Origin of the sequence: Micromonospora sp. NPDC023814, assembly GCF_040639595.1 — a bacterium.
Taxonomy (GTDB): domain Bacteria; phylum Actinomycetota; class Actinomycetes; order Mycobacteriales; family Micromonosporaceae; genus Micromonospora.
In genome coordinates this window covers 85643-100181 of record NZ_JBFAAF010000027.1, presented here as the reverse complement: position 1 = coordinate 100181, position 14539 = coordinate 85643, and the positions used below count along the sequence as shown (strand labels likewise).

Genomic DNA, 14539 nt, shown 5'->3' with positions numbered 1-14539 from the left:
ACGGCCCGCCCCAGTCGGATTCGCTGCCCTTGGCGCAGTCCCGCTCCAAGCGGCGTCGGGCCGGCCGCTCGTCGGCGGGTGGTGCGCCAGGTCAGGCGGGCAGGCCGGCCAGGTGCTGCTTGACCTGCGTGATCGAGGGGTTGGTCAGGGCGCTGCCGTCGGCGAAGCGCAGCGTCGGGACGGTCTGGTTGCCGCCATTCACGCTCATCACGAACTCCGCGGCCTTCGGGTCCTGCTCGATGTCGACCACCTCGTACCCGATGCCCTCCCGGTCGAGCTGCGACTTCAGCCGGTGGCAGTAGCCGCACCAGGGGGTGGAATACAGCGTCAGCATGGTCAGATCCTCCAACGGTCCGCCCGGCGGCTTGCCGATCAAGCCCAGGCTAACCGCTGCAACGCCGGGCGGAGCTGAGACAATTCCTCGCTGTGGTGGTTCACTCAGCGTCCGAACGCGTGCTCGCCGGTCTGGATCCGGAGCAGCGGTCGGCGGTGACCGCCCCCGCCGGCCCCGTCTGCATCCTGGCCGGCGCCGGCACCGGCAAGACCCGGGCCGTCACCTCCCGGATCGCCCACCGGGCGCTGTCCGGGGAGATCTCGGCCCGGCACGTGCTGGCGGTGACCTTCACCGCCCGGGCCGCCGCCGAGATGCGGAGCCGGCTCGCCGTGCTCGGCGTGCCGGGGGTGCAGGCGCGGACCTTCCACGCGGCGGCGCTGCGCCAGGTGCGCTACTTCGCGCCCCGGCTGCTGGAGGGGCGGGCCATGCCCGAGCTGCTGGACAGCAAGGTCCGGCTGGTCACCCTCGCCGCGGCCAAGGCCGGCCTGCGCGCCGACCGGGCGGCGGCCCGGGACCTGGCCGGTGAGATCGAGTGGGCCAAGTCGTCGCTGGTGGAGCCGGGGGAGTACGTCGTCGCGGCGGCCAAGGCGCTGCGGGACACCCCGCACGAGCCGGCGAAGGTCGCCGACGTCTTCGCCGCGTACGAGCGTCTCAAGCGGTCCAACGGCGTGATCGACTTCGAGGACATGCTGCGTGCCGCGGTCTGGGGGATCGAGGAGCACCGGGACGTCGCCGAGCAGGTCCGCGCCCAGTACCGGCACTTCGTGGTCGACGAGTACCAGGACGTCAACCCGCTCCAGCAGCGGCTGCTGGAGGCGTGGCTGGGCGGCCGGGACGACCTGACCGTGGTCGGCGACGCCAGCCAGACGATCTACTCGTTCACCGGGGCCACGTCGTCCTACCTGGTCGACTTCCCGCGCCGGTACCGCGGGGCGACGGTGGTCCGGCTGGTCCGCGACTACCGCTCCACCCCGCAGGTCGTCGGGCTGGCCAACGCCGTGATCTCGCAGGCGCGGGGCGCCGAGGCGCGGCTGCGGCTGGAGCTGGTCGGCCAGCGCCCGCCCGGCCCCGAACCGGAGCTGCGGATCTTCACCGACGAGCCGGCCGAGGCCAACGCGGTCGCCGCCCGCTGCCGCGCGCTGGTCGACGCCGGCACCCCGGCGAAGGAGATCGCCGTGCTGTTCCGGACCAACGCGCAGTCCGAGGCGTACGAGAAGGCGCTGACCGAGGCGCGGGTGCCGTACGTGGTGCAGGGGGCGGAGCGGTTCTTCGAGCGGGCCGAGGTCCGGCAGGCGATGGTCGCGCTGCGGGCCGCCACCCGCGCGATTCCGGGGGAGACCCCGCTGCCGGCCGCCGTGGTCGAGGCGCTCGCGGCGGTCGGCTGGGCCCCCGACGCCGCCCCGGCCGGTGGCTCCGCCCGCGAGCGGTGGGAGGCGCTCGCCGCGCTGGTCCAGCTCGCCGAGGAGTACGCGGCCACCCCGGAGGTGCTGCCGATCGGGCCGGCCGCCTCCGTCGAGCGCCCGGTCACCCTGGCGGACTTCAACGACGAGTTGGCCCGGCGGGCCGCCGCCCAGCACGTGCCGACCGTCGACGGGGTGACCCTGGCGTCGCTGCACTCGGCGAAGGGGCTGGAGTGGGACGCGGTCTTCCTGGTCGGCCTCTCCGAGGGCACCCTGCCCACCACGTACGCCAAGACCGTCGAGCAGGTCGAGGAGGAGCGCCGGCTGCTCTACGTCGGCATCACCCGGGCGCGGGAGTGGCTGTGGCTGTCGTACGCCTCGGCCCGCTCGCCGGGCGGGCGGGCCCGGCGGCCGTCGCGGTTCCTGCCGCAGCTGGACCGCTCGGGCGGCACGGAGCGGGCCGGCGCCGGCCCGGGGCGGCGGCCGGAGCGGCGACGGAGCCAGATCGTGTCCTGCCGGATCTGCGGCGCCACCCTGCTCGCCGGGCCGGACCGCAAGCTCGGCCGCTGCCCCACCTGTCCCTCCGACATCGACGACGAGCTGCACGAACGGCTGCGCGAGTGGCGCCAGCGGGTGGCCGGCGGGCAGCGGGTTCCGGCCTATGTGGTCTTCACCGACGCCACGCTGGTCGCGCTGGCCGAGCGGCGTCCCGCCCGGGCGGAGGAATTGATCGCGATCGCCGGCATCGGACCGCGCAAGCTCGGCCTCTACGGGGAGGCGGTGCTGGCGCTGGTGGCGGGCGCGGCGGTCGACGACGTCTGCCCGGAGAAAACTTTCGAAATCTCGTCGTAAATTCGTTTGCCCTCGCCCCCGGGCGAGGAATAGCCTCATGGCACACCTCGCGAGCGGCGCCATTCGGGCTGCTCATGAGGGGTCGAGACCGTGTCGGAACGAGAGAACGTCAGGGAGGTGGCACCAATGGAGATCTTCTACATCAACGAGCGTCCGGCGGCGCTGCCCGCTGCCGTCGTTCCGCTGTCGGCTGTCCGGGTGGCCCTCGCCGCTACGCGACCGTCGGTTCCGCAGGTGCACCAGGTCGAGGCTCAGGCCGAGCTGATCCTCGCTCCCGCGCCGACCGGAATCCAGGGGACCAGTGGCTTCACGGGCAAGGGCGTCGATGTCGCCAACAAGCGCATGGACGTCCGCGGAGTTCCACCTCGAGGTAGACCAGTCTGATTCATCAGACGACCGGCTCACCTCGAGGCCGCGGAACCCGCTACCGGGATCCGCGGCCTCAGTTTTTTGCCCGCCAAGTACGTCGGAAGTGCGATCCACGAGATCGAAAACGAGAGAGAGGTGACCGGGCGATGAGTCTGGCGTTGGCCCCGCTCGACGTGAGCGTCGAGGTGGAGGCGAACCTGCCCTGCCGGAAGTTCGACCCCGACCTGTGGTTCTCCGACTCGCCCGCCGAGCTCGAGCTGGCCAAGTCGCTCTGCGGGGACTGCCCGCTGCGCGTCGAGTGCCTGGCCGGCGCGGTGGAGCGGGCCGAGCCCTGGGGCGTCTGGGGCGGCGAGATCTTCGAGCGTGGCGCGGTCGTCCCGCGCAAGCGGCCCCGTGGTCGCCCGCGCAAGGAGGACCTCGCCCGCGACGCGGCGCTCCGGGTCGAGGCCGAGGCGCGGCTGGCGGCCAGTGGGCTGTCCGAGTCGCGTAACGCGGTCCGGCTGGCGGCCTGACATGAACCCGATCCGTCCCACCCACGCCGGTCTCGCACCGGCGACGAGAGAGCTGACCACCATGCTGAACGTTCTTAACGGAGTCGCCGAAATGCAACTACTTCACGAAGCGTTGTCCCGGGCTCGAATGCGCCGGCCTCAGGCCGGTCGTACCACCACGAGCACTGAGGCAACCCGTTCCGCCCGTACCGTCGCCATGAGTAGCCGCAACCGATCGGCTCGCGACCTGGGCGTTCTCTAGATCCACACTGATGCCCGAGGGGCGGTGGCCGGTTCGGCCACCGCCCCTCGGCGTGTTCCGTGCGTCGTCCTCCGGCGCGTGTCGGGCGTTGTCGCGTCGCGGCGACCGGTCAGGGGATCGGGGCGAAGCCCGGCAGCCAGCGTTCCAGGATGCCCCGGTAGGGCGCCTTGGCCTCCAACTGGCAGAGCACGCCGATCGACCCGAGCGTCACCCGGTGGATGAGCAGGTACGACGGCGGCAGGTTGAGCTGCCGGCTCAGTTGGTACGCGGGGGAGCGGGGGCTGGCCAGCCGGGTCGCCTCGGCGCGCAGCCAGGCCCGGCTGAACCGGAATTCCTCGGCGGCGATGGGCTCCAGCATGGGGCGGAGGAAGTCGAGCACCGCCTGGGCGTCGATCTCCTCGGTGGGGGCGATGAAGCCCTCGGACCGCAGGCCCGCCACCACCTCGTCGGCGTTGCCCCGCAGGGCCAACGCGGCGATCCGGCCGATCGGCTCGGGAGTGCCCTCCGGCATCCGGGCCACCGCGCCGAAGTCGATCACGCCGAGCCGGCCGTCCGGCAGCAGCCGGAAGTTGCCCGGGTGCGGGTCGGCGTGCAGCAGCCCGGCCCGCTGGGGCGCGGACAGGTGCAGGATGGCCATCAGCCGGCCGGCCTCGTCGCGTTGCTCCTCGGTGCCCTCGCGGATGATGTCCGCCAGCGGGGTGCCCTCGACCCACTCGGTGACCAGGACCCGGGGCGACGCGGAGACCACCGCCGGGATGTAGATCTCCGGGTCGTCGGCGTACGCGGCGGCGAAGGCGCGCTGCGACTCGGCCTCCAGCTCGTAGTCGAGTTCCTCGGTGATCCGTTCCCGCAACTCGACCAGGAGCGGCTTGACGTCCAGCCCGGGCTGGATCGCCCGGAACATCCCGCCCAGCCGGGAGAGCTGCTTGAGGTCGGCGAGCAGGGCGTCGCCCGCGCCCGGGTACTGGATCTTCACGGCGACCTCGCGGCTGTGCGGCGCGCCCGACGGGCCGTAGCCCGGCTCCCGCCACACCGCCCGGTGCACCTGGCCGATGCTGGCCGCGGCGGCCGGCGTGTCGTCGAACTGCACGAACCGGTCCCGCCAGTCCGGGCCGAGCTGCTCGGTGAGCACCTTGTGCACGCTGGCCGCCGGCAGCGGCGGCGCGGCCTCCTGGAGCTTGGTCAGCGCCTGCCGGTAGGGGGCGGCGATCTCCTCGGGCAGGGCGGCCTCGAAGACCGACAGCGCCTGGCCGAACTTCATGGCACCGCCCTTGAGCTGCCCCAGCACGCTGAACAGCTGCTCGGCGGTGCGCTGCTGGATCTCGGCGGAGATCACGTCGGAGGCGAGCCCGGTGACGCGCTTACCCATGCCCAGGACGGTCCGACCGGCGAAGCCGAGCGGCAGAGCGGCGAGCTTGGCGGTCCGGGACATGGCCCGGCGCGGGATGTCGGTCACCCGGTCATTGTTACCGACTCGGGGGGCCTGCGGCTGCTCTGCCGCCGGGCTGGGTGGCTGGACCCCGCCCATCGGGGGCCGCCGACCGGGCCCGGGGGCCCGCGGGACGGCCGTCGCCGCGTCCCCGCGCGGGTCACCGGCGTCCGCCGGGGCCCACTCGCGGCGGTCGCCGGCGTCCGGCGGGACGGCCCACCTTCGGCGGTCACCGGCGTCCCCGGGCGCAGACGCAGGAGGGGTGCGGGGGCCACACCCGGCGGCGGAACCGGCCGGACCCGGCGACCTCCACCGCGCAGCCGAGCGTCTCCGGAGCGCTCCCGTCGAGCTGGGCGAGCGCCTCCGCCGCCGCGTACGCCCCGGCCGCGAGGAGCGTCGCGGTGGCGCACGCCTGCTCCGCCCCGCCGGCGAGCTGGGCGGCCAGCGCCGGCCAGTCCGGGTCGAGGTCCGTCCGGTGCAGGTCGAGACAGTTCAGGCAGGGGCCGGCGGGCGGGCGGACGAGCGGGCCGACCACGGGCACGCCCTCCCGGAGGGCGACCAGCAGGTGCGGCTGGCGGCGCCGGGCGTGTGCGGCGGCGAGCAGGGCGGCCGGGCGGTCCGCGCCGAGCAGGACGACCAGGTCGGCCCGACCGGGCCGGAGCGGACCCGTGCCCGTGCCCGGGGCGGCGCGCTCGACGGCGTCGCGTACCGCCGGGGCCAGCGGACGGCCGATCGCGGCGGCCGGGATCCCGGTGCCGACCAGGTCCGCCGGGCGGACCGGGCCGGTCAGGTCCGGGTGCACGTGCCCGACCCCGGCCTGGGCCAGGGCGAGGGCGATCGGGGCGCCGAGGCGGCCGGCCCCGCTGACCACGACCCGGGCGGCCAGCCGGCGGCGTAGCACCTGGGCGGGCGTGCCGGGCAGTCGGGCGGCGACCAGCGCCAGCGCCCCGGCCTCGGCGGCGAGCCGGGCCCGGGACGGGCCGGCCAGGTCCCTCGGCAGCAGCGTGTGCGCGGGTACGACCAGGCCCGCGGCCCGCAGCGCGTCGAGCAGGGTGCGGGCCGCGTCGGGCGCCACCTCGGCGGTGACGGCCTGCTCCAGCACCAGCCGCTCGCTGCGGGTGCCGTCGAGCAGGTCGAGCAGCCGGGCCGCCCGGGGATCGGCGATCTCCAGCAGGACGGCGCGGCCCGGCTCGACGCCGAGCTGGAGGGTGTGCCGGTCCCGCCAGAGGCGGGTGAGGCCGGGCAGCAGCGTGGGGCGGGGGAGCGGGGCTCGACGCATGACAACGAATCGTGACCGCGTCCGTGCTGTCCGTCGATCGTTGTCCACAGGTGCGCGGGTCCCTGTCCAGCGCTGTCCACAGGACATCCCGCGATATCCACAACCGGCCGGTAACCGTGTCGGTGAGCCGACAGTGGCGACAGGTGGGGGGCGTGGCGGCGCGCGACCGGCGCCGGCCAGGCTCGGGCCGGGTCGGTCGGGTGGTGGCCCGCGACCCGGGCCAGGCGCGGGGACGCCGGAGGGGGCGGCCGGCGGCCACCCCCTCCGAAGCACCCGTACGGGTCAGACCTTCGCCTTGCCCAGGATGCGGTTCACTGTTGTGCCGCACACCGGACACTTGCCCTTGGCCATGTTCATCCCGGTCTTCGAGACCTCGACGCGTCCCTCGAAGTCCCGCTTCTCCTTGCACTTGACGCAGTAACCGTTGTAGGTCTGGGCCTGGTCGGCCACGGTGCCCTCCTCGTCTCGTCCGCCGGCCGATGCCGTCCCGGCGGGTTGCCCGGCGGCGGGCCACGCGGGCGCCGGCGCTGGGTCGTTCTCCCGCGGCCACCGTCGTGACCGCTGGTCCGCGGACCCTACCCAGGTCTGGGCGGTTCCATGTCAGCTGTGCTTCGCCACTGTGAGCAAGTCGACGTCGAGAGTGTGCATGGCGAATTACGTCTGATAAGTCAGTTTGGCGGGGACACGCCGACCGAACCCGGTCGAATGCCCCGTGCGGGGGCCCCGAGCTGCGCCCCGCCGGGTGATCACCTACGGTTGGGGTGCGTCGGCGCACGCCCGTCGCCGGTCACCACGAAGGGTGACGGCGGCGATTCCCGGCCACCCGTTCAAAGTTTTTTCGGGACTCTGCCGACCAATCACCATTTTCCGGGCGCGTGTCGTCGTGTTGACCCTTGCGGACCCCTGGTCAGTACGCATTAGCTTTCCTTCGTGGCAGGAAACCGAGGCTGCGCGGTCTGCTGATGGCAGGGGCGCGCAAGCCGGTCGTCGAGGTACGGCGCAGCCAGCGCCGGCGACGGACGGTGTCCGCGTACCGCGACGGTGAGCGGGTCGTCGTCCTCATTCCGGACCAGTTCTCCCGGGCCGAGGAGAGCGAGTGGGTCGACCGGATGCTCGCCCGGCTGGCCGCCCGGGAGGGGCGCCTCGCCCGGTCCGACGCCGAGCTGCTCGCCCGGGCCACCCGACTGATCAGGCTCTATCTGGCCGAGCACGGCACGCAGGCGGTGCCGACGAGCGTCCGCTGGGTGACCAACCAGAATGGCCGCTGGGGGTCCTGCACCCCCGCCGACGGCACGATCCGCATCTCGCACCGGGTCCAGGACATGCCGGACTGGGTGATCGACTACGTGCTCCTGCACGAGCTCGCGCACCTCATCGTGCCCAGCCACAACGCCCGGTTCTGGGCGCTCGTCGCGCGCTACCCGAAGACCGAGCGGGCACGCGGCTATCTGGAGGGCGTGGCCGCGGTCGCCGGTGCCCCGCTGGCCGACTGACACCCGCCGCCCGCGCCGTCGCTCGTCCCCGGGCGGCGGGCTAGGGTCGCGGGGTGGCCCGACGTGTGGTGGTGGCGTTGCTCGGACCGGTGACCTGGTCGCCGCCCGGCATCGACCCGGTGGACTGGCGGGCCGCGCTCGCCGAGGACGTGGTCGACCTGTTCGCCACGCTCAACGAGGTCGAGACGGCGGTCGCCGTCACGCCCGAGGATCGCTGGCTGGCCGACGCGGTGGTCTGGCCGGACACGGCCGTCCACGAGGTGCCCGAGCCGACCCCGAACGCCGTCTTCGCCGCCCTCGCCGGCACCGGGTACGACCAGGTGGCGGTGGTCGCCGGGGACGCTCCCGACGTGCCGGGCCTGACGATCGGCAAGTTGCTCCGCCCGCTCACCACCCGACCGGTGGCGGTCGCGCCGGTCGAGGGCGACGGACCGGGGCTGCTCGGCGTGGCCGCGCGGCTGCCCGTGCCGGCGTGGCTGCCGCCGCTGGACCTGGACACCGCGCGGCCCGCGGCCGTGCGCGCGGCGGCACCGCGCCCCGGCGACCTTGCGGTCACCCCGGCGTGGCGTCGCCTGCGCGGCCCGGCCGACCTGGCCTTCCTCGACCCGGCCGTGGAGGGCTGGGAGACCACCCGCGCCCTGCTCTCCGGCACCGGTCGGCCCCGCTGACGGCACGGCAAGCGCCACGCGCGACCCCACCGTGGCGAGGGCCGGGACCGGACCGCCCGAGGGGCGCCGACCGGACGGGCCACGGCCGCACCGCGACGAGGGGGCCACGGCCGCACGCGACGAGGGGCCTTGGCCGCACCGCGACGAGGGGCCACGGCCGCACCGCGCGGGCGGCGCTGACCGTGCCGCCCGACCAGGGCAGGTCGGGCGGCACTTGGTGGCCACGGGTCAGGGGCGGGCGTCGCCGCCCTCGGTGTCGTCCGGGCGCTGCTCCGGCTCGCCCGGGGCCTTCTCCTCCGGGCCGCCCGGCGCGCTGAAGTCGAAGCTCTCCAGCTCGCCGAGGTCGAACTGGGCCATCGCGAAGGCCACCGGGTCGGCGAAGTCGGCGTCCGAGGGGAGCAGGTCGGGGTGGCCCCAGAGGGCGTCCCGGCCGGCGATGCCCCGGTGCTCGGTGAGCGCCGCCCAGAGCGCCGCCGCCTCGCGCAGCCGACGCGGGCGCAGTTCCAGGCCGACGAGGGCCGCGAAGGTCTGCTCGGCCGGGCCACCGGCCGCCCGGCGACGGCGGAACGCCTCGCCCAGGCTGACCACGCTGGGCAGCCGGCCGCCGGCCGCGCTGTCCACCACGTGGCAGACCCAGCCCTCCACCAGGGCCAGGGCGGTCTCCAGCCGGGCCAGGGACGCCTTCTGCGCCGGGCTGTCCTCCGGGGTGAAGATGCCCTCCAGCGCGATCGCCTGCATCGACTCCGGGTCGGTCGGGTCGACCCGGCCCATCGCCTCCTCGATCGCCTCCCGGTTGACCCGGATGCCCGCGGCGTACATCTCCACGGCGCTGAGCACGTGCCCGCGCAGCCACGGCACGTGCTGGAAGAGCCGCTGGTGGGCGGCCTCGCGCAGGGCCACGTAGAGGCGGACCTCGTCCTCCGGCAGCTCCAGGCCCTCGCCGTACGCCCGGATGTTGGCGGGGATCAACGCGGCGGTGCCGGCCGGGCCGAGCGGCAGCCCGATGTCGCCGGCGGAGAGCACCTCCGCGGCGAGCGAGCCGAGCGCCTGGCCGAGCTGGCCGCCGAAGAGCGCGCCGCCGAGCGTGGCGACCATGGACTGCATCGGGCCGAGCTGGGCGCGCGCCTCCGGCGGCACCAGGTCGCCCATCGCGCCGACCATCCGGCTGGCCACCGGGTCGCAGAGCTTGCGCCAGACGTCGAGGGTCTTGAAGATCCACTCGTTGCGGTTCCAGGCCACCGAGGTCTGGATGCCCGAGGGCAGGGCGGACGCCGGCTCCAGCCAGAGGTCGGCGAGCCGCAGCGCCTCCTCGACCGCGTTGCGCTCGTAGGGCGAAACCGCCGGGTCACCGGCGGCGGCGAGCTGACTGGCGGCCACCTGCCGGGCCAGGTCCCAGTTGACCGGCCCGCTGCCCGACGCGGAGAGCAGGTGCTGCAACTGCGACATGAACTGCTGCATCTGCGCGGGATCGTTGGGGTCTGGTGGTTGCCCACCCGGGAGCGCGAAACCGAACGGAATATCAGGCACGACGTCTACGGTACGCGCGCCGCGCCCCAGGTCGCCGCCGCTGGCGTTCCGCTGAGGGCGAAGTCGCGGTTCGCCCGCCGGGGCGCCCCACCCCGGTCGGTACGCTCTGCCGCATGAGACGTCGTGGCGTGACCGTCCTGCTCGGTGCTCTGCTCACCACCCTGCTCAGCATCGGCGTGCTCGGCGCGCCCATCCCGTACGTGGTGCTCGGCCCCGGGCCGACCGTCAACACGCTGGGCAAGGAGAACGGCAAGGAGGTCATCCAGATCAGCGGCCGGGAGACCTCCACGTCCGCCGGGCAGCTCCGGTTGACCACGGTCGGGGTGCAGCCCACGGTCAAGCTGCGCTCGGCGATCCAGGGCTGGTTCTCCGACGACGAGGCGGTCGTGCCGCGCGAGCTGGTCTACCCGCCCGGGGAGAGCCGCGAGGAGGTCGACGAGCGCAACGCCGAGGACTTCAAGGTCTCGCAGACCAGCGCGGAGACCGCGGCGCTGAGCGAGCTGGGGTACCCGGTCCAGGTGGTGGTCAAGACCGTGGCGGCCGACGGCCCGGCCGCCGGCGTGCTCAAGCCCGGCGACGTGGTGACCTCGGTGGACGGGCAACCGGTGCCGGTGGCCGCCCGGCTCACCGAGCTGGTCCGGGCCAAGCCCGCCAGGACCGCGCTGGAGATCGGCTACACCCGGGGCGGCGCCGCCGCCACGGCGAAGGTGACCAGCCGGGAGCAGGACGGCCGGCCCCGCATCGGCATCGAGATCGAGCAGCAGCAGCCGCACCCGTTCACCCTCAACATCGACCTGGAGGACATCGGGGGGCCGAGCGCCGGCCTGATGTTCGCCCTCGGCATCGTGGACAAGCTGACCCCGGAGGACCTGACCGGCGGGAAGATCATCGCCGGCACCGGCACCATCGACGACGCCGGTCGGGTCGGTCCCATCGGCGGCATCGCGCAGAAGCTGGTGGGCGCGAAGGAGGCCGGCGCCGTGGCGTTCCTGGTGCCGGCGGACAACTGCGCCGAGGCCGTCCGCAACCCGCAGCCCGGGCTGCCGCTGCTGCGGGTCGGCTCGCTGGACGAGGCGCTGACCGCCCTGGAGACGCTGCGCGCCGGCGGCCAGCCGACCCGCTGCTGACCGCCGGCACGCGGCCGGTTCGCCGCTGACGTCGACCCCGTCGCGTCGGGGAGCGCGCGCCGACCGGGTGCGCACACGGTCGCCGCGACGAGGGCCGCCGGCCGGCGCGGGGCGGCTCCGCGTGGTCGCCACGTGACCTTGGACCGACGCGTTCAGGAACACCCCGTACTCTGGGTGCCTGGTCGGAGCCGATCACATCGAGCGTGCGGAGCCAACAGTGGTCATGCGTAGCAGCAGCCCCCTGCCGAGGATGAGCCGACGCGGACGCGTCACGATCGGTGTGCTGGTCGGGGTGTTCGTGCTCTTCACCCTGCTCGGCTGGGGTGTCCAGGCGTGGACGGACTGGCTGTGGTTCGACGAGGTCCGCTACACGCAGGTCTTCACCGGCGTGCTGGCGACCCGGTTGCTGCTCTTCCTCGCCGTCGGCCTCGGCATGGCCGTGATCGTCGGCGGGAACCTCTGGCTGGCCCACCGGCTGCGCCCCCGGATGCGGCCGCACTCGCCGGAGCAGGCCACCCTCGAGCGCTACCGGATGCTGCTGAGCCCCCGGCTCGGCCTGTGGATCGCGCTGGTCGCCGGCGTGGTCGGCCTCTTCGCCGGGCTGTCGGCGCAGAGCCGGTGGAACCAGTGGCTGCTCTTCCGCAATGGCGGGGACTTCGGCGTCGAGGACCCGGAGTTCGGGGTGGACATCGGCTTCTACGTCTTCCAGTTGCCGTTCTGGCGCTACCTGCTCGGGGTCGGCTTCACCGCGGTGGTGCTGTCCGTGGTCGGCGCGCTGGCCGTGCACTACATCTTCGGCGGCGTCCGGCTCCAGGGCGTCGGCGACCGGATGACCAACGCCGCCCGGGCCCACCTGAGCACGCTGGTCGCGTTCTTCGTCCTGCTCAAGGCCATCGCGTACGTGCTGGACCGGCGGGCGATGCTGCTGGAGTACAACGACGGCGCCAACGTCTACGGCGCCGGCTACGCCGACGTCAACGCGCTGCTGCCGGCCAAGGAGATCCTCGCGTACATCTCCATCGTGGTGGCCATCGCGATCATCGTCTTCTCCAACGCGTGGATGCGGAACCTGGTCTGGCCCGGCATCTCGCTCGCCCTGCTCGGCGTCTCCGCGGTCGCCATCGGCGGCATCTACCCCTGGGCGGTGCAGACCTTCGAGGTCAAGCCGAGCGCCAAGGAGAAGGAGGCGCCCTACATCGACCGCAGCATCAAGGCCACCCGGGCGGCGTTCGGGCTGGAGTCGGTGACCACCACGCCGTACGCGGCGAACAACCTGACCCCGCCGGCGAGCCTGGCCACGGACACGTCCGTGGTGCCGAACATCCGGCTGCTCGACCCGCAACTGGTCTCGGAGACCTACACCCAGCGCCAGCAGGTCCGGCAGTTCTACGACTTCGGCGAGAAGCTGGACGTCGACCGGTACGCGGTCAACGGCAAGGTGCAGGACTACGTGGTCGGCCTCCGCGAGGTCAACTACCGGCAGCTGACCCCCCAGCAGAACACCTGGATCAACCGGCACACCGTCTACACCCACGGCTACGGGCTGGTGGCGGCGCCGGGCAGCCGGGTGGTCTGCGGCGGCCAGCCGTTCTTCGTCTCCGGCTTCCTCGGCGACCCCCAGGAACAGCAGAAGCAGCAACAGGGCCAGGCGCAGACGAACGAGCAGTGCGCCGCGCAGACCGAGCAGGTCCCGGCGAAGCAGCCCCGGATCTACTACGGCGAGCGGATGGACGAGGGCGACTACGCGATCGTCGGCCAGACCGACCCGGAGCGGAAGGCGGAGTTCGACCGCCCCGTCGGCGAGGGTGGCGAGTCCTACACCTACACCGGTGAGGGTGGCGTCGAGATCGGCTCGTTCACCCGCCGACTGCTCTACGCGATCAAGGAGCAGGAGTCGAACTTCCTGCTCTCCGACGCGGTCAACGACAACTCGAAGCTGCTCTACGTGCGCAACCCGCGCGACCGGGTGGAGAAGGTCGCCCCGTTCCTGACCCTGGACGGCGACCCGTACCCGGCGGTGGTGGACGGCCGGATCCAGTGGATCATCGACGGCTACACCACGGCGGCGACCTACCCGTACGCCGAGCGGATCAACCTCCAGGAGCAGACGGCCGACGAGCTGACGGGGCGGGGCACGTTCCAGCTCGCCCGGGAGAACGTCAACTACATCCGCAACTCGGTCAAGGCCACCGTCGACGCGTACGACGGCACCGTCCGGCTCTACGAGTTCGACGAGACCGACCCGGTGCTCAAGGCGTGGAACAAGGCGTTCGGCGGCGACCTGGTGGTGCCGAAGTCGGAGACCCCGGTGGAGCTGGCCGAGCACTTCCGCTACCCGTCCGACCTGTTCAAGGTGCAGCGCAACCTGCTGACCCGGTTCCACGTGACGGACCCCGGCGACTTCTACTCGGCGCAGGACTTCTGGCAGGTGCCGAACGTGCCGGACGCCCCCGACACCGGCCAGAAGCAGCCGCCCTACTACCTCTTCACGCAGTTCCCCGGCCAGGAGTCGCCACGCTTCCAGCTCACCTCGGCGGTCACCCCGAACGGCCGGGAGAACCTCGCCGCGCTGATCTCCGGGTCGTACGTGGACGGGCAGCCGAAGCTCGAGGTGCTCGACCTGCCCGACCAGACCCGGGTTTCCGGGCCGGTCCAGGTGCACCAGTCGATGACCCAGAACGGCAACATCCGGCAGCAGCTCAACCTGCTCCAGTCCGCGCAGGCGCAGGTGCAGTACGGCAACCTGCTCTCCCTGCCGTTCGGCGACGGCATGCTCTACGTCGAGCCGGTCTACGTGAAGACCGCCGCGCAGAACGCGCCGCCGCTGTTGCAGCGGGTGCTGATGTCCTACGGCGACGGCGGCTCCTACGTGGTGCTGGCCAACAACGTCGCCGACGGCATCAAGCAGCTCGTCGAGCAGGGCAAGCAGGCCGCCGCCCCCGGCGCGCCGCCACCGACCGGCGGCACCCCGCCGGGCGGCACGCCGCCCGCGCTGACCGGTGAGTTGGCCGAGGCGGCCAACCGGGTCCAGACCGCCATCACGGAGGTCCGGGCCGCGCAGACGTCCGGCGACTTCGAGCGGTACGGGCGCGCGCTGAAGGCGCTGGACGAGGCGCTCACCGCCTTCCAGCGGGCCCAGCAGGCGGCGACCGCCCCGACGCCCGGTGCCACGCCCGGCGCCACGCCCAGCGGCAGCCCACCGGCGTCCCCGGCGGCCAGCGGCAGCGCCGCACCGACGCCGAGCGGCTGACCAGGCAATCCGCCGCAGCGCCCCCGGCCCGCGGACCGATCCGGTCCCCGGTGCCGGG

The 14539-nt window shown here is 73.6% G+C and carries 12 protein-coding genes; 7 read left to right on the top strand and 5 right to left on the bottom strand.

Translation table 11 applies throughout. The features are described from left to right. Window positions 1-91 precede the first annotated feature (91 nt). On the bottom strand, window positions 92-334 hold the full coding sequence (locus AB0G14_RS16990) for a mycoredoxin (protein ID WP_357698219.1): 243 nt from the start codon (window positions 332-334) through the stop codon (window positions 92-94). A gap of 92 nt (window positions 335-426) precedes the next feature. Between AB0G14_RS16990 and AB0G14_RS16985 the strand changes: the two genes are divergently transcribed. The 3 genes from AB0G14_RS16985 to AB0G14_RS16975 all read left to right on the top strand — a co-directional run bounded on the left by AB0G14_RS16985 (window position 427) and on the right by AB0G14_RS16975 (window position 3467). Continuing rightward, on the top strand, window positions 427-2586 hold the full coding sequence (locus AB0G14_RS16985; RefSeq protein ID WP_357698217.1) for an ATP-dependent DNA helicase UvrD2: 2160 nt from the start codon (window positions 427-429) through the stop codon (window positions 2584-2586). A 126-nt stretch (window positions 2587-2712) separates the two neighbouring features. Next, complete coding sequence (locus AB0G14_RS16980; protein WP_357462420.1) at window positions 2713-2970, top strand: hypothetical protein; 258 nt, start codon at window positions 2713-2715, stop codon at window positions 2968-2970. Between the two features lie 131 nt (window positions 2971-3101). Further along, on the top strand, window positions 3102-3467 hold the full coding sequence (locus AB0G14_RS16975) for a WhiB family transcriptional regulator (RefSeq protein ID WP_350682265.1): 366 nt from the start codon (window positions 3102-3104) through the stop codon (window positions 3465-3467). Between the two features lie 350 nt (window positions 3468-3817). On the opposite strand, the gene AB0G14_RS16970 is transcribed toward AB0G14_RS16975, so the two are convergent. The 3 genes from AB0G14_RS16970 to AB0G14_RS16960 form a co-directional block, all read right to left on the bottom strand. After that, window positions 3818-5164, bottom strand: coding sequence for an AarF/ABC1/UbiB kinase family protein (locus AB0G14_RS16970; RefSeq protein WP_357698214.1), 1347 nt, complete (start codon window positions 5162-5164; stop codon window positions 3818-3820). A gap of 202 nt (window positions 5165-5366) precedes the next feature. Continuing rightward, window positions 5367-6416, bottom strand: coding sequence for a hypothetical protein (locus AB0G14_RS16965; protein WP_357698212.1), 1050 nt, complete (start codon window positions 6414-6416; stop codon window positions 5367-5369). Between the two features lie 282 nt (window positions 6417-6698). Continuing rightward, on the bottom strand, window positions 6699-6866 hold the full coding sequence (locus AB0G14_RS16960; RefSeq protein ID WP_012014940.1) for a DUF5679 domain-containing protein: 168 nt from the start codon (window positions 6864-6866) through the stop codon (window positions 6699-6701). 512 nt (window positions 6867-7378) lie between these two features. On the opposite strand from AB0G14_RS16960, the gene AB0G14_RS16955 reads away from it, so the two are divergent. Both AB0G14_RS16955 and AB0G14_RS16950 read left to right on the top strand, forming a co-directional pair. Further along, a complete protein-coding gene (locus AB0G14_RS16955) occupies window positions 7379-7909 on the top strand; it encodes a M48 family metallopeptidase (protein WP_357462411.1) in 531 nt (176 codons plus the stop codon). Window positions 7910-7962: 53 nt separating this feature from the next. After that, on the top strand, window positions 7963-8577 hold the full coding sequence (locus AB0G14_RS16950) for a hypothetical protein (RefSeq protein WP_357698210.1): 615 nt from the start codon (window positions 7963-7965) through the stop codon (window positions 8575-8577). Between the two features lie 228 nt (window positions 8578-8805). Here AB0G14_RS16950 and AB0G14_RS16945 read toward each other — a convergent pair whose 3' ends face one another. Beyond that, complete coding sequence (locus tag AB0G14_RS16945; protein WP_357698208.1) at window positions 8806-10104, bottom strand: zinc-dependent metalloprotease; 1299 nt, start codon at window positions 10102-10104, stop codon at window positions 8806-8808. Between the two features lie 113 nt (window positions 10105-10217). Between AB0G14_RS16945 and AB0G14_RS16940 the strand changes: the two genes are divergently transcribed. Both AB0G14_RS16940 and AB0G14_RS16935 read left to right on the top strand, forming a co-directional pair. Next, a complete protein-coding gene (locus AB0G14_RS16940) occupies window positions 10218-11231 on the top strand; it encodes a PDZ domain-containing protein (protein WP_357698206.1) in 1014 nt (337 codons plus the stop codon). A gap of 223 nt (window positions 11232-11454) precedes the next feature. Next, a complete protein-coding gene (locus AB0G14_RS16935; protein ID WP_357698204.1) occupies window positions 11455-14481 on the top strand; it encodes a UPF0182 family protein in 3027 nt (1008 codons plus the stop codon). Window positions 14482-14539 lie beyond the last annotated feature (58 nt).